This window comes from Bacteroides sp. 3_1_23 (genome assembly GCF_000162555.1).
In the GTDB taxonomy this organism is placed as follows: domain Bacteria; phylum Bacteroidota; class Bacteroidia; order Bacteroidales; family Bacteroidaceae; genus Bacteroides; species Bacteroides ovatus.
In genome coordinates, this window is sequence record NZ_GG774955.1 from 882,024 (window position 1) to 899,152 (window position 17,129).

The window sequence follows — 17,129 nt, forward strand, 5'->3', positions numbered from 1 at the left end:
ATATAATATGGAATTTCCTTTATACTGGGGACTGCAAAAGATTGGTTTACCCCTTATCGTTGTTACTTGTACTGATGATACAGGAACAACCAGAGATTTGTGCTTATTAATTGATACTGGTTCTACTAATAATATAATATTCAGCTTTGTATATGAGCACTTTCAGAAGGGTTTCAAATCATTAGACAAGCAAGGCTCTGTTATGGGATTTGAGGGTCAGCAACATGAGACACCACAGATAGAAGCCACATTTGACTTTGAGGGGCAGAATTATACTTCAATCTTCTCTGTATTAGATGTATCTGATGGCATGAAGCATATACAAGAAGAATCTGGAGTGCAGATACATGGAGTTTTAGGAATCCACTTTTTGGTGGATTATGAGTGGATAATTGATTTCAAAGAACTTAAAATATCTAATAATAATGAATAAGCATTTGACTTACATCGTTCCTGTATTAGTTCTAATCCTGATATTGGTAATAGCTTTACATTTTACAACTATAGAAAAGTTAGACAGAGAAGCACCAACAATTATTGAAACAGTGCATAAACCTGATACTGTAATAGTCCAGATAATTCCATCTTTCTTAAAAAATACTACATATATTTATAGTAATCATCAAAAATATGGAAATAAAGCTACTATTACAGATAGTAATTATACCCCACCACAAAAGTATGAATTAAAAAGAGTTACTGTAGAGTTGAAAGGAAATATTGCTATTGTAGGCACGGACTGTTATATCACTCACAAAATTCTATCTGCTGAATATTATAAATTCAGCAACTATGGTGATAAAGAACTAGCTATACTACACACTAGTAAAGGTGAAATTAGAATTGCAAAGGTTAATGATGGTCTTAGTGAGCAATACCCTATATCTATTAAATATGGCAATTTCCTTGTAGAGACTCCTAGTGCCTTTATCCATACTAAACTACCTAAGGTATATAAAATAATGAATTAAGCACAATCTTTATACTAGTCTTGGATGCTGTGCCTTCTCGCTCTATCTGTTAGTCAGATGTTTCTTGTAAGTAAATGCTATCAATGAAGCAGCTTATATTCACATATTAATCACATAAACAACACTACTATGCCAAATCCAAAACCTAACAAATGGTCTGGTATCCTGATGATAGCAGGTACGGTCTTACTAATCATCATCATGGTGATACTGACAATCATAGTCAGCTCTCATCTCTGAAAGAAACATTGATAAATACATAAAAATAAGTTACCCTGCTTACCCTATAGCAAGGTAAGTGGGTAACTTGTATTTGAATGGTTATTCAGATTGCTTTTCTTTCAAAAAGTAACCATAGACTCCATTTCTTTTTGTTCTCTCAAATTTCATATCCCTCAAAACATGCCCTAATGTTTGGATTGATAGCGACCTAAATCCTGTTTTCTGTACTAATACTTGCTGGATTTGAGTTGTTTGCATAAATGCACTTGCTTCTTCTTCATTACATGTTTCGAAAAAGGTTGTTAAAGCTTCTTCTTCAACAGAAACAGCTCTAAACTGTGCATTCTTCTCATTTACTAAAGCTATTTCTTCCTCATTAAACCAATACTGGAATCCCCTTTCATAGAGGCTTAATAATTGTGCAAATAGTTGGTCGAGGGGAATTCCATGTTGAGTATTTATATGTTCAACTTCAAAACATAGGAATCTTCTATTGCCAGTCAGGTCATTCAAGAATTGCTTTTTATTGACGGTTCCTGCAAATGAAGCTCTTCTGACATATGATTGGCTGATTGTTGTATATGCCCTTCTCATGTATATGCTACTCTGTGTCATGAGCTGTTTTATTGCATCAATGTTTTTGTCAGACAGATTTTCAAGTTCGTCCATTAGTATTAGAATACATTCTGATAATTTTACTTGCGTTTCCTTATCCTTGGTTTGAATGTACCCTTCATAAATGAATTCTTGTAATTCAGAAGGAATAATGGAATGAAACCATCTTGTTTTGCCAATACCTTGCGCACCAGAGAAAATAATTGCAGTATGATTAACAACACCTTCTTCTTTTAGCGAAGCAACCATAGCTACTAACCATTTTCTTAGACAAAATAGCCAGTACTCTTTGTCGGTGGTTGTAATGCTATCGGCTAATAATGATACATAATCTGTACCATCCCAATCAGGTAGGTTATTCAGATAATTTGCAAAAGGATTGAATTTTTGCACGTAATCTGAAAAGAGTACTGTTCTAAGCAAATCTCTAGAACATGAAATATTAGCCATTTTGATATCCTTCAATATTGAATTGAATTCATAATCTGACAGGTAATGAAACTCTTCATCATTTGAAATTCTTTTGTAGACTATCCTATGGGTATTTTCATTGTATCTAAATACATATGTACTACTCAAGAAATCTTGAACTTGCTGAATAGCTATCATGTTTATGGCATGATTTGACAGTGTTGATAAATCGGTAGTGTTCATAAAACACCTCCTTTCTGGATAATAAGTTCCCTCAACTGTCCTTTGGACAAATACAACTTACCGCCAAATTCTATTAGCGGAAGATCGCCTTTGGCTCTCCAATTAAACAATGTTCTTTTGGTGACTTTGAATATTTTTTCAAGGTCAAATAAATCATAAAGGATATTAGAATCCTTTTCCAATTTTTCTATTACCTGTACATCTCTTAGATGTGCAATAGCTGCATTGGAAGCAGTTCTGCAATGAAATACATTTTTCTCTTCCATATTATTAAAATGTTGTTGTGTGGTACACCACAACATTATTATTAATTAATTTCTCCAACTGTACCATTGGAGAAGTTGTTGCAGGAACGAACAAGGCATAAAAAACACCCAACAGAATTGGTATCTATTGTGTGTGTTATCTGAACCTGTCCACCTTTACTATCTACACTTTTGTAAAGGCTTCACTCTAATGTCCGGAGTGGCTGCTGCGTCATTAGAGAGTGCAAGCTGATAAGGCATTGCCGAGTTCATGTCCTGCATAAACTCACTGCAAAGGAATGTATTTCTTTTGAATGAAACAAATATCTTGAAAGTTTTCTTTGAAAGTTTCTTCATTTTTCATACTTTTGCATTATAAGGTTACTGGTATTGATTAAATATGAAGTATCATTGGACTTTGCATTGGACTGTCTTTTGGTGATAAAGATAACTTGTTGATTTCTAATTGATAAGTAAAGAGGGTTCGATTCCCTCCAGCTCCACAACATTATAATGAAAAGAAAAATCCTGTAATCAATTGAATTACAGGATTTTTTGTTTGTAAATGATTGAATGAAAGAAAAATGCTTTATATGATAAGTCGTGGAATACTTTCTTAGGTCAACAAGTATATTTATTGCATGACATTGCGCTCTGAAAGGAACTGTCAGAGCAGGATATTTACTGCTATATTGTCTATATACTTTCGTTGCTTATTCAGGAATTCAGCCTGAAGGAGTTCATTGGACTGCGATATGACGGTGCAATACTTCTTCAGAGAATCTATCCACAATTTGTGTCTGGCTGTGATTTCCTTATTCTTTGTATATATCGGGTAACCATAGTGATGCCAGAAAGCAGATTCACTACTGTCATCCCATGTCGCATAAGTAGTGGTGCTGTTGATGTATAACACTGATAGATAAATTTCAATTTGAGTTCCGGTGGTATTAATACCTTTATTTATAGTTGTTTCTATATCATCCAAATATTTGTGCAGCTCTACCTTGAGCGTATCCAATTCTATCTCGTTCAACAGTCCTCTCACATAGAAATATTGCATTTCCTTTATCAGATTAAGAAACAGATTATTATCGACTATGAGAGACAACTTTCTTATTTTAGTATTCAAGAAGCTCATTCTTTCACAGCTTTCTTTAATCTCTTTGGGAATGACTACCTCCGAATATAGATAGTTCAGTGGTACATCTGTCATTTGATGCATCCATCGGTAATAGATAAATTTGAATAAATGTTCATAGTTTATAAACATAGTGTGCAGAAAATGATTTAGTGTGCAGGTGATTTCGGAATTCTCCGAGTCAATCAAGCGTTGCAGGTAGCTTTCATAGTAGCGAAAAAACTCTAGAAGATTCTTGCTTGGGTTTTGTCTGATTGTACCTATATGATTGAATGCGGCGGCATCGCTTTTATCATTACTGATAATCTCATCCAGTGAAAAGTTTAACACCAGAGATAGTTTATAAATCTCTTCCATAGAGAATGGCTTTTCACCTCTCAGTCTCCTGTAAGCGGATTCTTTGCCAATGTCTAAGACTTCCATAAGCAAAGTGACCGGTTTTAAATTTTCCGGCATGATATCCAGAATCTTTGTCAAAACAATTTTATTTAAATTCATAGTCATGAGTCAATGTATTATTAAATATTGTAAATATGAAAATTAAGCATCTAAATATAAAACGACAGCAATAATGTTTAGTTCGATAATTTGAACAATAATTTCCCGTTTTTTCAAAAAGTGAAATAGATTCTTTTCGCTTGTTTATTATAATCCCAGTTATTGTGTCATTTATCAGTGTATGTTTTATGTTTCCGTAAACAAAGTCCATTAAACGTCTCAAATACTATCATACAGTTCGAATGTAACAGTTTTCTTTGTAATACGAACATTTTAGACTAATTATATGAAGCTCCAGAAATCAAATATTAGAGGGAGAATTATGAATATAGCCAAATGGCGATATAAATTAGAGATTTTTAAAGTAAAGAAGTTTCTATGTGTAATGATGCTTTTTGTTTTTGCTGTTAGGGTAGCTTATTCGGAAAATGTCGGACAAGAAACGAAAACAATAAACAATATGCCTGCATATCTTACTATTGGTACTAATCTACTATATTGGGCGGCACTTGCACCAAATGTAACTGCCGAGTATTATTTCCCGGACAGTCATTGGTCTATATCGGGCACCTTTACTATGCCTTGGTGGAAAAGGAAATCCAAACACCAGTATTATCAGATCAGGCAATACCTTGTGGAAGGCCGATATTGGCTGAACAGCAAGGCTGCCGGAAGGAAACATTTTCTGGGAGCCAATATCCATGGTGGTATCTATGATCTCGAAAATAAGAAAACGGGATATTATGGTGAGTTCATAGGAACGAGTCTCACCTATGGATACAGTCTTAACTTGAATGGGAAGATGTCATTGGAATTCACTATTGGTGGAGGATATATATTCACGAATTATGATAAATATTTGCCTGTAGATAACCGCTACGTATACCAATCGAGGCATAAGACGCATTATTGGGGAGTGACAAAAGCGGGTATCACTCTGATATGGAATATTCTGTATCAGAAAAGGTGAACTAATCTTTTATAATGAATAAGACTAGACGATATGAATATTGGTTTTATATACTTGTTTTGACTGTTTTTATAAGTTGTAGAAAGGATTTATATTACGAGCATTTCAAGGAGGTAGACTTGCATCTGGAGATCACTTATTCCTTGGATTGGCACTTGCCATGTGATGAAAACTGGAATGAGAAATGGCCTGCCGAGTGGACGGTAGATTGGGATAGGATGCTGCCTCGGGTACCGGAAGGAGTCAGGCTCCATGTTTTCGACTACGGCGATAAGACTCCCATTTCAAGTCACAATTTCGAGCATCATGGCGGTCGTGTGGCAATCAATAGCGGACGTTATGATATGCTATTATACAATAATGATACGGAAGGGATCATCTTTGAGAATATGCATGCGGTAAACGAAGCGGTTGCAACTACCCGTACCCGAACGCGTTCGACATCCTATTCGAACAAGTATCCCGATGAGTTGACCGCTAATGTCCCGGATATGCTGTTTGCCGCATTTCTGTCCGAACAGGAATTAGTGAAAAATGCAGATGAAGAGACAACCTATGCGAGGATGAAGGTTGAACTGGCTCCTAGAACATGGACTTACCTAATCAGATATGAATTCATTTCAGGCCGGGAGTATGTTTCCGAAGCCCGTGCCTACTTATCGGGGATGGCAGGGAAAGTTTCTTTGAAAGATGGACATACCGACAACGACAAAGTAGTCACCCTGTTGCTTGATTGCTATACCTGTGATTACGGCATCGAAACCATTGCTCGTTCTTTCGGGCGATCGGAGACGGCCGCCACGCATAAACTTGTGTTGGAATTGAAACTGATGAGTGGTAAAGTTAAAATGGTGGAGTTTGATGTCACTGATCAAGTTAGCAGGCAACCCCAGGGAGGAGTCATTGTTGTCAATGGCATTGTGGTCACTCCTGAAGAAGGAGAAAGACCCGGCGGCTCCGGATTCGACGGGGATGTGAACGATTGGGAAGAAAATGTAGATGTGGATATCCCCATCTCATAAATATAAATAAGTAATTAATTTAATTATTGAATCCATTTAAAAAAGAAAGAATGATGAGAAAAACCAATTTGTTTGCTGTTTTAACAGCAGTTGTTGCATTGACGTTTACCGCATGCACCAATATCGAAGATGTGGCAATGCCAGAGCAGAAAGTGCTGGACTTTTCTGTTTTTGCCAACAAGAACACACGTGCAGCTGAAACGGGCAGCACGCTCAAGACTGATGGGAAAGCATTCGGAGTCTGGGGGTATTCTACTTTTGAAACCGTGGATACTGATGTATTCTTGAATCAGGAAGTGAAGTATAATGGAACTACAAGTGCATGGGAATATTCGCCTTTGAAATACTGGGATACGCGTTCGTCCTATGAGTTCTATGCTTATTATCCTTATAAAGCCAGTGGAGTGACTATCGATGATAATAAAAACATCACCGTTACAGATTTCACCGTAGAACCTTTAGTTGCCAATCACGTAGACTTGATGCTTGCAGACAAAGTGACACGATTGGCCAATGCTCCTGTCAATCAGGTTACTTTTAACTTTAATCATTTACTGTCGAATATCAATCTTTCCTTTAAGAAAGATGTTGGCATTGCTGAAACTAAGGTTACATTGAAGACAGTGAAGATTTACGGGATGAGTAAAAAAGGTACTTTTGTTCAGTCGCAGGTACCTGAATGGGCTATATCCGATACTGATTTTGTAGGAGCAAGCGATTCAAATCTGGAGAACCTGGCAAGTGACAATGTACTTGATGTTGCTACAACAGTAACGTTTAACGATATGTTGTTCATTCCGCAGAATACGAACAGTGTGAAAGTGGATGTCACTTACAATCTTGGTGAATCAGGAGCTGAACAGCCGTTTACAAGGACGCTCGACCTTAGTTATGACGCTTCGGACAGAACATACAATCCGGCTGCGTGGGGACAGAACCAGAAAATAACGTATAATTTCATTATCAGTGCCAATGCGATAGAATTCGGTGATCCTACAGTAGAAGATTGGACAACAACAATCCCGGATGTAGAAGTTCCTTCTATCAATTAATGATGAGAGAATATTAATCCCTGTCATTCTGTGCTTTCCGGGCGGTTCCTTCTCTGGCATGAATACACGGAAATGAGAATCTTCGGCCACGCCCAGAATGACAGATACTCCGTTATATACTGATTAAGATGTATTATTTGAACAATAGAAAAGAAGAATGGATAGTATAATGAAAAAAAAAGCTTTCATTATAGGTTTAATATCATTATTGACCGCCTGCAATAGTGGAAGTGATGACCGCTTTATGGAGCTTCCCGACACTCCTGCCGGAAAAGCTTCCATATCTTTTGATGGTGCCCGGACACGTGCATCCCTAAATACTGTATCGAGTACCTTTGCTCTTTACGGAACCGCAACGGATGCCGGCAATACTTCGGTTGTTTTCAATAATCAGAAGATAGAGTATAATAACGAGAGTACCCTCTGGGTTTATTCCCCATTGAAATATTGGAATACACAAGCCGATCACAAGTTCGGAGCTTATGCTCCTTATAATTCCTCCCGGAATTTCTCATTCAATCCGGAAGGATTTCCGATGATAACAGGTTTCATGGTAAGTCAGAATGTTGACAATCAGGAATCTCTCTTGCTTTCGCATCCGGTTGACCGGGAGGTAAGAGCAGGTGGCTTGGATATGTCCCCGGTGGTATTTACATTCGACCCGGCGCTGACAAGAATTAATTTTAGAATAAAGAAAGAATCTTCCCTGACTGATGCGCTTCACTTAAACGTATTGCGTATGTATAACCTGAAATCATCCGGTAATTGTACCCATAACGGCAACCGGATCATTTGGGACACATCATCCGCCCCAACAAATACCTTTGGATACAGTACAGGATTTACAAACCCACAGGAAGTTTCATACGAAGGAATTATTGCCTGGGAGGATGGTGCTTTGATGGTACCTCAACAGATTTCCGGCATCACAGTATATTTGAGCTATACACGTCGGCACAATGACCTGACCTATTCGTATGATAAGGATAATATAACTCTGCCGGGAGCAGACTGGCAACCCGGTCAACAAATAACCTATGTATTGACACTTAAACCCGAAAATTATATTGAAATAGGTGAACCTATCGTGGAACCGTGGATTGACAGTCCATCAGGAGGTGGCACCATCATTGTAAATTAAACTATGGAGTATGAAAGAATCTATTATTTTAAAATATATATGGTTATTATCCGGTAACTTCATGATTGCCATATTTTTGGCGGCTTGTAACGGCAGTAATATAATCCCTGATAATCCGGATAAAGAAATAGAGATTATTCCCGAACGTTCCATCACTTTCAGTTTGGGGACGGCTACGCGTGCTCTGCCTGTCACTCAATTGCGTGGCGAGAGCTTTGGTGTGAAGGCTTATATACTGGATAACCTATGGGCTGCAGCAGGATATAATGCAAAGCCGGACACTGATTGGAATAATGTGAGGATTGACTGTAGTGATTCGGGAGTCTGTACGTATGCCCCTATCCAGTCATGGCTGGATAACAAATACTACACATTTTTCGGTTATTATCCGTATAATACCCCCGGTGTAACTGTTTCCGATGCAAACCACGAATCGACACCTTACATAGAGTATCGTCTGTCGGCCAATGACCCGACGCAACATCAGGATGTCATGGTTGCGTCAACATTCGACTGTACGGCATTGAATACCGGTCAGGTCAGGATGCAATTTTCGCATATACTTTTCTGCATCAATATCGCAGTGAATAATTATCGTGATGAGGCCATCCGGTTGGATAATGTGATATGTCGGTTTACATCCCCTTTATACAGCACATATAGGATAAAGATGGATAAAAGCGAACCGGATACCGGCGGAACCATCACCAATGCGTCTTACCTGATGGCAAGCAGCGTGAATGTATCCAATACATCGGCAACGGGGGCGATAAATATCACGGATGCCGATCGGTTCTTAATGCTGATTCCGCAGCGAGGTTTGCAGGGGACTATTTCTTTCGATGTCACTCAGGGCGGACAAACGACTACGAAAGTGGTTGAATTCAACGACCCCGACACGGAGTATCGCGCAGGATATAGGTATACATTCACGCTCTATTTCGTAGGAGATGCCATTCATCTCAGAATCATTCGAAATAATGAGTGGAATGATAATAATAGTGAAATAGAATTTGATTAAGGAAGGTTTGATTTAATGATAAGAATAATTAGCTATACACGCTTGTTGATACTTGTTTTATCGGTTGGTGTACTGTTTGGATGCAGTAGCGACATTGTGGAACAGAAAAGACAGGCCGAAAGCCGGTATATACGTATAAACGGGTATCCCAAAGGATTCTCTGAAGTGGAAGTTTCGACTCGTTCGGGAAAGAATGAGTTCGAGACTAAACTCTCTACCTTATATATGCTCATCTTTGATGCCAACGGGCAGTTGGTAGATGTTCCGCAATTTATAGCCAGTGGTGTGCCTGATTTCTTGATAGATACACATAGTCCGTCTTTTGTCAATCACGATCAGCAGGCGCTTCGACAGTGTGATATTTTTTTGGTGGGTAATTTGAATAATGGAGATCTTGCCGGTATACGGAGTCTTATGGAACTCTATAATTTCGAAGTCGAAGCGACAACGATTCATCCGGATGCCGATCCTTCATTTAAGGGATTGGTTATGATTGGACAAACACAGGAAAAGGTTGACTTGAGCTTGGCGCGTCCTTCCACGAGTAATAATATTCAGGATATATTCATGGTGAGCATCTATGCTAAAGTCGTTGTGAATTTGCAAATACGTCCGGAGGAACATTTGCCAGGAAACGACCAGAGCTTTCGGATGATTAGCTGGGAGGTCGTGAACGCTCCGCGCTATGCAACCCTCGGTGCGCCCGATGCTACCGATGAAACCGCACCTTCGCATGATGATAAGATACCTTCCAGCCCTTCGGGATTATACTCCGGTTCCAATCCGGTGGGAGTCTCCCAATCCCTGTCCTATACCTTTTATATGTTGGAGCACAAGCGCAACAAGTTGAACACCGTGAATTATCCGGAAGGTATCGACGAAATGTCCAAACAGCGTTTCAAACCAAAGTTTGTGAACGAAGATACGGATGCTGCCTATATGATTATCAACGGAATATATGTCGATCATCAGCTTGTCACGCACGAGACCACTTACAAGCTGTATCTCGGCGCCAACGCCGTGGATGATTTCTATATCCTGCGTGATAATCAGTATAACAATAATATAACAATCAAAGGAGTGACCAGTAACAGTGGCTATGATGAATCGACTGTTTCGTTTGATGCCCGCGTCACAGTAAATTCCGGCCCGGTAGTCGTTTCGGTCAAGCGGGATACACAGCTTGATTGCCATTATGAAGTTCGTCCGCTGGATATTTATATAACTCCCGGTTATACGGTGAATGTTGCAATAGATCCTGCGGCACAGAGCTGGATAGGCTTGGATAGGGAAACAATAGCTGATGGTAAGGTTGTCAAACGGGATTATTTCACTACAAACCTGATTTCAACCTTGCCTAAAAGTTATGGGCCTTTCACTTCCGATTTTCGGGTATGGGCCTATTTTGACGAGAATACTTCTACGTCGGATAGAATAGGTAAAATCATATTCACCTATGTTGAGACAGCAACGGGTGACCAGACAGTGCTTACCTATACTTTCTTGCAGAAAGGTCTGTTTGAGGTGGCTTACAATGGACATACTTATTACATCGAATTTCATGAAGAGTATCTCCATAACTTCGACCCCAACGATCCTTTCAATAATAAGACGGACGGAATGTTTTGGGGCCTCGATGGCATGCAACTTTCTCACCGGAGAGATGCTTTCAAGTATGATGGTATCTTATCTAACTCTATTACCAATAATATAAAAAGTTTATTGAGAGAACTTGATCCACAATTTTATCTTTATGACTTTTATACACCTCGTGATGAAGCGACAGTGGGAACCAATGGAGTTACAATAAACGAGCGTGCCGGACATGCATTTACAAGTGACATTGTTGCTACGGCAGGTATCGGACCTTTAAAGCTGAATGAAACAGCAGGAAGTGCCGTTGAATATTGTTATAACAAGAACAAGCGTAATGCTGCAGGGATAGTATCCGAAATAAAATGGTATCTTCCCGCCATAGACGAAATAGAAGATATCGTTATGGGGGCTTATGGTACTTTTACAGATTTTCAGAATAAGTATTACTGGTCGTCTCAACCTGCTTATGATTACTATACCTATCATTATAGAGGGCTTGGAGGACTCAACTCGGGAGATGGTAACTTTTTCAACGACAATTTATATAGTGCCAGAGCTACCAAGATAGATTATCAGAGTTCTGTATACAATACTGTAAAAAGCGGTATGAGTGATTATTTGATAAAATTCAATTTCAGAAGACCATCGATATTTGAGGCAGTTACTTGGGGAAATCCTCGTGAGGAGATTAATCCGGTCACTCCTGTCGATGATCCGGGTAAACAATTAAGAACGAATATAAATCGTATACGCTGTGTGTATAGGGCAAACTAGTTATTGCGTCTATATACTTCTATAATCGAGGCTATAATTGGGAATCACCAGCTAGTTGGCTTTTGGACGAAATATAAGAAGTAGTTTGGTATATCAACCATTTCTAAATAATTAGTATATATAAAAAGAACACTCATTGCTACTTTTGCAACATTGAGTGTTCTTTACTATTATGGAGCTATCAATGGAGTTTTATTACCTCTCGCGAACTGTTTATTTTTATATCTGTATCAGGCAATAATCTTTTGATACGCTCTATTCCCTCTTTGGTTATCTTTCCATATAAACTCAACGATCCGATTTTTATATTTGAGATCTCGTCAGGTATATCAATTGTGTCGATAAATTGGATATCCAACCTTTTTATTTCTTTGAGTTCTAACAGTACAGCCGGAAAATCTTTTACTCTGATATTGATGCCACTTCCCCAGCCATCCTTTTGAGCATCAGCACTTAATTTACTTTTTAATCCATCCTTATTAACATCTTTCTTCCTGACCATCCAACCAATTTGCGGTCGTAGAGCAAAAGTCTTGCTGTTTTGCTCTAATCCGATGAAACCCGCCCAAAATTCTAATGGAGTTTCTTTGACGCCATCAGTATATACTTCCTGATACTTTACATCTACCTTCACTATCTCATCAGGAAGACAATTTCTGCCTTCAAGCTGTTGCAGATTATTTCTTTTTCCTTCCTTATCATAAGGGAAAAACTTCACGATCCATCCATCAATGATATTGGGTGCTCCATACTTTTTCTGTGAATGATATTTAAACATATTGCGCCAAAAGTCCTTATTAACTTCTCCTTTGGATGCTTTGACAAATTCTTCCAAAAGGGGTTCCAGTTCTGAAATCCACCAATCGAGTTTGTATTCTTTCAAGCCTCTGGCTTTGTGCAGTAGTTTTTCCCAGTCCTCCGGTGTTCCTTCGAGAGTTATTTTAGGTATTCCACAGACAATGCGTATGATTATAAACTCAAAGTAAGGTTTCACAGCTTCCATGATTGTGATTTCGGAAGCAACTTTCTCTAAGGAGGTGGTCGTTGAAAAATTGCAAGTGAGCAGTTCAGTCAGATGATTGCCTGCGTATTGGGATATTTGTTTTGTAAATTGCGGAAAGATTTCCTCCCATGAAAGAGTAGGGTCTTCCAGCTTTTTGTCTTCTCTCACAATTAAGGATAGTTTGCCGGAGAAATCAACAAGATCATTTCTCATAGATTCCTGATTGGCATTGATATGGCGTGCAAATCCTTGGCTGATTAATAGCCAAATCATGTCCAGGGACAATACGAATGGCCTGTGATCCGCATAAGCCTGATACATACCGTTGAAAAAAGAATTAGGGCCAAAAGAAACGAGACTGTCGGGAGATTCGCTCTTTGCAATGATATGATAAGGAACCTTGATATTCTTCTCTTTTATCTCATAAGGCTCTATGTCCATATCCGATAATATAAAACTCTCATAAATTTCATTCGGGGAGTGTAGATTAAGTAATTCTTCGGGCTTTGAAAGCTTTTCGACCTTAAAAGTGATTCCATTTTGAGCGAATGTGGAAACACTGCAAAATATGAATAAGCAAAATAATGTGTTTTTCATAATCTTAAAGAGTTGTATGGTGGCACAAACTTATCAACTACTTCTATATTTTGAATAGACGATATGCAAATATAATATTATAAGAACTAGATTTGACAGGATATTGAATGTTTTTTGATTTATCTCTATAAAAATCATAAGCGCATTATTTCTTGAACCGATAAACAGGAATTATTCGGGAATTTGTAGTAAGTTTGCTCTGCTAATCCTAAACAATGACGCAGAGAAAGATTATACATATCGACATGGATGCCTTCTATGCCTCTGTAGAACAGCGTGATAACCCGGAACTTCGTGGCAAGCCTTTGGCGGTAGGTCATGCAGAAGAGCGGGGAGTCGTGGCTGCTGCCAGCTATGAAGCACGGCGTTACGGTGTCCGTTCAGCCATGGCTTCGCAAAAGGCGAAGCGTCTTTGTCCCCAACTCATTTTTGTACCTGGCAGGATGGATGTTTATAAATCCGTTTCCCGTCAGATACATGAGATTTTCCACGAATATACAGATCTCATCGAACCTCTGTCTCTGGATGAGGCTTTCCTGGATGTCACTGAAAACAAGAAAGATATTTCTCTGGCTGTGGACATAGCAAAGGAAATAAAGCAGAAGATTAGGGAACAACTCAACCTTGTTGCGTCTGCCGGAATTTCTTATAATAAGTTTCTGGCTAAAATAGCTTCAGACTATCGCAAACCGGATGGCTTATGTACCATTCATCCGGAACAAGCTCTTGATTTTATCGCCCATCTTCCTATCGAATCTTTTTGGGGAGTGGGGCCGGTGACTGCGAAAAAGATGCATCTACTTGGTATTCACAATGGACTTCAATTACGGAAATGCTCTCTTGAAATGCTGACAGCCCATTTCGGAAAAGCCGGCGCGCTGTATTACGAATGTTCACGGGGAATTGACGAACGCCCTGTCGAAGCAATTCGTATCCGTAAATCCATCGGCTGCGAACGTACACTGGAACGTGATATTTCAGCCCATTCATCAGTTATAATCGAATTATATCACGTTGCAGTAGAGCTGATTGAGCGTCTTCAGCGAAAAGACTTCAAAGGGAATACACTTACCTTGAAAATCAAGTTTCATGATTTTAGTCAGATAACCCGAAGTTTGACTCAATCGCAGGAATTAACGACTTTAGACCGAATACTTCCATTGGCAAAGGAACTACTTAAAAGCGTGGAATACGAGCAACATCCAATCCGGCTCATCGGCCTTTCTGTCTCCAATCCAAGAGAGGAAGCCGATGAACAACACGGTGTTTGGGAACAGTTGAGCTTTGAATTTAGCGATTGGGATTGAGGGCGAAGAGGAGGAAGAAATAGAGGGATGAAGAGGAAAGAGTAGGGGATGAAAAAAAGGGAATCAACGAATGAAAAAAGGAAGAGAATAGAATGTCAAAACAGAGCCTCTATTTGAAGTAAACAGAACCTCTGTTTTTTTAAACTGTACCTCTGTTTTTCCGAAATGAGTCCCCGGTTTCTGTATGACTTAAATCGTTCTTACTATGACTTAAAAGCCTAAAATATAGCAATTATGAGTACTATTTTTGCCGTCTGTACTTTTTTGTCATCAGGTTCGTATGATTTACTCACCTCATTTTTCTTCAGATACACTATCTTTGCAATACTTAAATGAATGAAAATACCATGACTCGAATGAAACATTTGCTTTGTGTTTTTCTGGTAGCAGCTTTGGGGAGTTTCTCTTTCAAGGCAAACGCTTATACCGAACGCAATATGCTGCAAAAAGCGGCTGACGAGACTACGTTGAAAAACGTGTTAATAATGAAACAGGCTTGGGTGCCTTATCCTGCTTATACTGATCGTGCCGCCTGGGATTCCCTGATGGGACCCAACAAACAACGTCTCATCGAAGCCGGTGAAAAACTTCTCGACTACAAATGGCAACTGATACCTGCCACTGCCTATCTGGAATACGAACGTAGCGGTAACCGCAAAGTGATGGAAGTTCCTTATGACGCCAACCGCCAGGCACTCAACACCCTGATGCTCGCCGAACTGGCCGAAGGAAAAGGACGTTTCATCGACCAACTATTGAACGGAGCATACATGAGCTGTGAAATGAATTCATGGGTTCTATCCGCACACTTGCCGCGCCAGAGCAGTAAACGTTCACTTCCCGACTTCCGCGAACAGATTATCGACCTCGGCTCAGGCGGATACGGAGCATTAATGGCTTGGGTGCATTATTTTTTCCGCAAACCATTCGACAAAATCAATCCCGTAGTATCCTTGCAAATGCGTAAGGCAATCAAAGAACGTATTCTCGATCCGTACATGAACGACGATGAAATGTGGTGGATGGCTTTTAACTGGAAACCGGGAGAAATCATCAACAACTGGAATCCCTGGTGCAACTCTAATGCCCTGCAATGTTTCTTACTGATGGAAAACAATAAGGATAAGTTGGCAAAAGCCGTTTATCGTTCCATGAAATCAGTCGATAAATTTATCAATTTCGTGAAATCCGATGGTGCCTGTGAAGAAGGTACATCCTACTGGGGACACGCCGCCGGAAAACTTTATGACTACTTGCAGATACTCTCTGACGGTACAGGCGGTAAACTGTCTCTGTTCAATGAACCGATGATCCGTCGTATGGGTGAATATATGTCACGCTCCTATGTCGGCAATGGCTGGGTTGTGAACTTTGCCGATGCATCGGCGCAAGGGGGAGGTGATCCCTTATTAATCTATCGCTTCGGCAAAGCTGTAAACAGCGATGAAATGATGCATTTTGCCGCATACCTGCTGGATGGTAGAAAACCCTATGCCAGCATGGGTAACGATGCTTTCCGTTCACTTCAATCCCTGCTTTGCTGCAACGACCTCGCTAAAGCGACTCCCAAACATGATATGCCGGATGTGACCTGGTATCCCGAAACGGAATTCTGTTATATGAAGAACAAGAACGGTATGTTTGTTGCCGCTAAAGGCGGATTTAATAACGAAAGCCATAACCACAACGATGTAGGAACCTTCTCTTTATACGTAAATACAATTCCTGTGATTATTGATGCCGGTGTAGGTACATATACCAAACAGACGTTCGGCAAGGACCGCTATACCATCTGGACCATGCAGAGCAACTATCATAACTTGCCGATGATTAACGGAGTACCGCAGAAATTCGGGCAGGAGTATAAAGCTACCAATACCGTTTGCAATGAGAAGAAACGGATGTTCTCTACGGATATAGCTACTGCTTATCCGGCAGAAGCGAAAGTGAAAAGCTGGGTTCGCTCTTATGCTCTTGATGATAAAAAACTCATTATTGGTGATATTTATACGTTGGATGAGGCTATTGCTCCTAATCAAATGAACTTTTTAACTTGGGGCAATGTGACTTTCCCGTCAGCCGGAAAAATCCGCATCGAAGTAAAGGGACAAAAGGTGGAAATGAACTATCCATCACAGTTTAAGGCCGAACTGGAAACAATCAAACTGGATGATCCGCGCCTGTCTAACGTATGGGGCAAGGAGATTTACCGCATCACACTAAAGACTGAAGAAAAGAAAGTGACTGGTAAATATGGATTTGTTATTCAACAAGTGAAGTAGGATGAAATAGATTTTTAA

General features: G+C 39.5%; 15 protein-coding genes. 10 read left to right on the forward strand and 5 right to left on the reverse strand.

From position 1 onward, the window contains the following. The first annotated feature begins 7 nt into the window (after positions 1 to 7). Both HMPREF9010_RS03450 and HMPREF9010_RS25035 read left to right on the forward strand, forming a co-directional pair. On the forward strand, positions 8 to 433 hold the full coding sequence (locus HMPREF9010_RS03450) for a hypothetical protein (RefSeq protein WP_008651114.1): 426 nt from the start codon (positions 8 to 10) through the stop codon (positions 431 to 433). Next, positions 426 to 971, forward strand: a complete 546-nt coding sequence (locus tag HMPREF9010_RS25035) for a hypothetical protein (protein WP_050428301.1) — start codon at positions 426 to 428, stop codon at positions 969 to 971. The genes HMPREF9010_RS03450 and HMPREF9010_RS25035 overlap by 8 nt, the downstream gene beginning before the upstream one ends. A 321-nt stretch (positions 972 to 1,292) precedes the next feature. Here HMPREF9010_RS25035 and HMPREF9010_RS03445 read toward each other — a convergent pair whose 3' ends face one another. From HMPREF9010_RS03445 to HMPREF9010_RS03435, 4 genes are all read right to left on the reverse strand, one after another. Further along, positions 1,293 to 2,462, reverse strand: a complete 1,170-nt coding sequence (locus HMPREF9010_RS03445; RefSeq protein ID WP_008651116.1) for a VapE domain-containing protein — start codon at positions 2,460 to 2,462, stop codon at positions 1,293 to 1,295. Next, entirely contained in the window at positions 2,459 to 2,728 is a 270-nt protein-coding gene (locus HMPREF9010_RS03440) for a hypothetical protein (RefSeq protein WP_032852899.1), read from the reverse strand. The genes HMPREF9010_RS03445 and HMPREF9010_RS03440 overlap by 4 nt, the downstream gene beginning before the upstream one ends. Positions 2,729 to 2,887: 159 nt before the next feature. After that, the gene (locus HMPREF9010_RS26225; RefSeq protein ID WP_157453734.1) at positions 2,888 to 3,064 is read right to left on the reverse strand and encodes a hypothetical protein; all 177 of its coding nucleotides are present in this window, start codon (positions 3,062 to 3,064) and stop codon (positions 2,888 to 2,890) included. Positions 3,065 to 3,374: 310 nt separating this feature from the next. After that, positions 3,375 to 4,352, reverse strand: a complete 978-nt coding sequence (locus tag HMPREF9010_RS03435) for a helix-turn-helix domain-containing protein (RefSeq protein WP_008651118.1) — start codon at positions 4,350 to 4,352, stop codon at positions 3,375 to 3,377. A gap of 316 nt (positions 4,353 to 4,668) precedes the next feature. Here HMPREF9010_RS03435 and HMPREF9010_RS03430 point away from each other — a divergent pair, with 316 nt between their 5' ends. The 6 genes from HMPREF9010_RS03430 (at position 4,669) to HMPREF9010_RS03405 (ending at position 11,922) form a co-directional block, all read left to right on the forward strand. Continuing rightward, entirely contained in the window at positions 4,669 to 5,316 is a 648-nt protein-coding gene (locus tag HMPREF9010_RS03430; RefSeq protein ID WP_232284375.1) for a DUF3575 domain-containing protein, read from the forward strand. Between the two features lie 14 nt (positions 5,317 to 5,330). Next, positions 5,331 to 6,338 (forward strand): DUF5119 domain-containing protein, encoded by a 1,008-nt coding sequence (locus HMPREF9010_RS03425; RefSeq protein WP_008651120.1) that lies wholly within the window; start codon positions 5,331 to 5,333, stop codon positions 6,336 to 6,338. A 50-nt stretch (positions 6,339 to 6,388) separates the two neighbouring features. Next, complete coding sequence (locus HMPREF9010_RS03420) at positions 6,389 to 7,390, forward strand: fimbrillin family protein (protein WP_004304693.1); 1,002 nt, start codon at positions 6,389 to 6,391, stop codon at positions 7,388 to 7,390. Positions 7,391 to 7,559: 169 nt separating this feature from the next. Further along, positions 7,560 to 8,531, forward strand: a complete 972-nt coding sequence (locus HMPREF9010_RS03415; RefSeq protein ID WP_232284376.1) for a fimbrillin family protein — start codon at positions 7,560 to 7,562, stop codon at positions 8,529 to 8,531. Between the two features lie 10 nt (positions 8,532 to 8,541). Further along, on the forward strand, positions 8,542 to 9,552 hold the full coding sequence (locus tag HMPREF9010_RS03410) for a fimbrillin family protein (protein WP_008651129.1): 1,011 nt from the start codon (positions 8,542 to 8,544) through the stop codon (positions 9,550 to 9,552). 15 nt (positions 9,553 to 9,567) lie between these two features. Next, positions 9,568 to 11,922, forward strand: coding sequence for a DUF4906 domain-containing protein (locus HMPREF9010_RS03405; protein ID WP_008651131.1), 2,355 nt, complete (start codon positions 9,568 to 9,570; stop codon positions 11,920 to 11,922). Between the two features lie 181 nt (positions 11,923 to 12,103). Here HMPREF9010_RS03405 and HMPREF9010_RS03400 read toward each other — a convergent pair whose 3' ends face one another. Then, on the reverse strand, positions 12,104 to 13,522 hold the full coding sequence (locus tag HMPREF9010_RS03400) for a DUF4419 domain-containing protein (protein WP_008651133.1): 1,419 nt from the start codon (positions 13,520 to 13,522) through the stop codon (positions 12,104 to 12,106). Between the two features lie 215 nt (positions 13,523 to 13,737). On the opposite strand from HMPREF9010_RS03400, the gene dinB reads away from it, so the two are divergent. After that, positions 13,738 to 14,829 (forward strand): DNA polymerase IV, encoded by a 1,092-nt coding sequence (dinB, locus tag HMPREF9010_RS03395; RefSeq protein ID WP_032852900.1) that lies wholly within the window; start codon positions 13,738 to 13,740, stop codon positions 14,827 to 14,829. Between the two features lie 347 nt (positions 14,830 to 15,176). Next, positions 15,177 to 17,111, forward strand: coding sequence for a heparinase II/III family protein (locus tag HMPREF9010_RS03390; RefSeq protein ID WP_032852901.1), 1,935 nt, complete (start codon positions 15,177 to 15,179; stop codon positions 17,109 to 17,111). The last annotated feature ends 18 nt before the right edge of the window (positions 17,112 to 17,129 follow it).

What these genes read in the sequence shown, in the direction of transcription:
- HMPREF9010_RS25035 (WP_050428301.1), top strand. Translation starts at nt 426, where the DNA reads ATGAATAAGCATTTGACTTACATCGTTCCTGTATTAGTTCTAATCCTG.
- HMPREF9010_RS03420 (WP_004304693.1), top strand. Translation starts at nt 6,389, where the DNA reads ATGATGAGAAAAACCAATTTGTTTGCTGTTTTAACAGCAGTTGTTGCA.
- HMPREF9010_RS03430 (WP_232284375.1), top strand. Translation starts at nt 4,669, where the DNA reads ATGAATATAGCCAAATGGCGATATAAATTAGAGATTTTTAAAGTAAAG.
- HMPREF9010_RS03390 (WP_032852901.1), top strand. Translation starts at nt 15,177, where the DNA reads ATGACTCGAATGAAACATTTGCTTTGTGTTTTTCTGGTAGCAGCTTTG.
- HMPREF9010_RS26225 (WP_157453734.1), bottom strand. Translation starts at nt 3,064, where the DNA reads ATGAAGAAACTTTCAAAGAAAACTTTCAAGATATTTGTTTCATTCAAA.
- HMPREF9010_RS03440 (WP_032852899.1), bottom strand. Translation starts at nt 2,728, where the DNA reads ATGGAAGAGAAAAATGTATTTCATTGCAGAACTGCTTCCAATGCAGCT.
- HMPREF9010_RS03435 (WP_008651118.1), bottom strand. Translation starts at nt 4,352, where the DNA reads ATGACTATGAATTTAAATAAAATTGTTTTGACAAAGATTCTGGATATC.
- HMPREF9010_RS03445 (WP_008651116.1), bottom strand. Translation starts at nt 2,462, where the DNA reads ATGAACACTACCGATTTATCAACACTGTCAAATCATGCCATAAACATG.
- HMPREF9010_RS03425 (WP_008651120.1), top strand. Translation starts at nt 5,331, where the DNA reads ATGAATAAGACTAGACGATATGAATATTGGTTTTATATACTTGTTTTG.
- HMPREF9010_RS03405 (WP_008651131.1), top strand. Translation starts at nt 9,568, where the DNA reads ATGATAAGAATAATTAGCTATACACGCTTGTTGATACTTGTTTTATCG.
- dinB (WP_032852900.1), top strand. Translation starts at nt 13,738, where the DNA reads ATGACGCAGAGAAAGATTATACATATCGACATGGATGCCTTCTATGCC.
- HMPREF9010_RS03400 (WP_008651133.1), bottom strand. Translation starts at nt 13,522, where the DNA reads ATGAAAAACACATTATTTTGCTTATTCATATTTTGCAGTGTTTCCACA.
- HMPREF9010_RS03415 (WP_232284376.1), top strand. Translation starts at nt 7,560, where the DNA reads ATGAAAAAAAAAGCTTTCATTATAGGTTTAATATCATTATTGACCGCC.
- HMPREF9010_RS03450 (WP_008651114.1), top strand. Translation starts at nt 8, where the DNA reads ATGGAATTTCCTTTATACTGGGGACTGCAAAAGATTGGTTTACCCCTT.
- HMPREF9010_RS03410 (WP_008651129.1), top strand. Translation starts at nt 8,542, where the DNA reads ATGAAAGAATCTATTATTTTAAAATATATATGGTTATTATCCGGTAAC.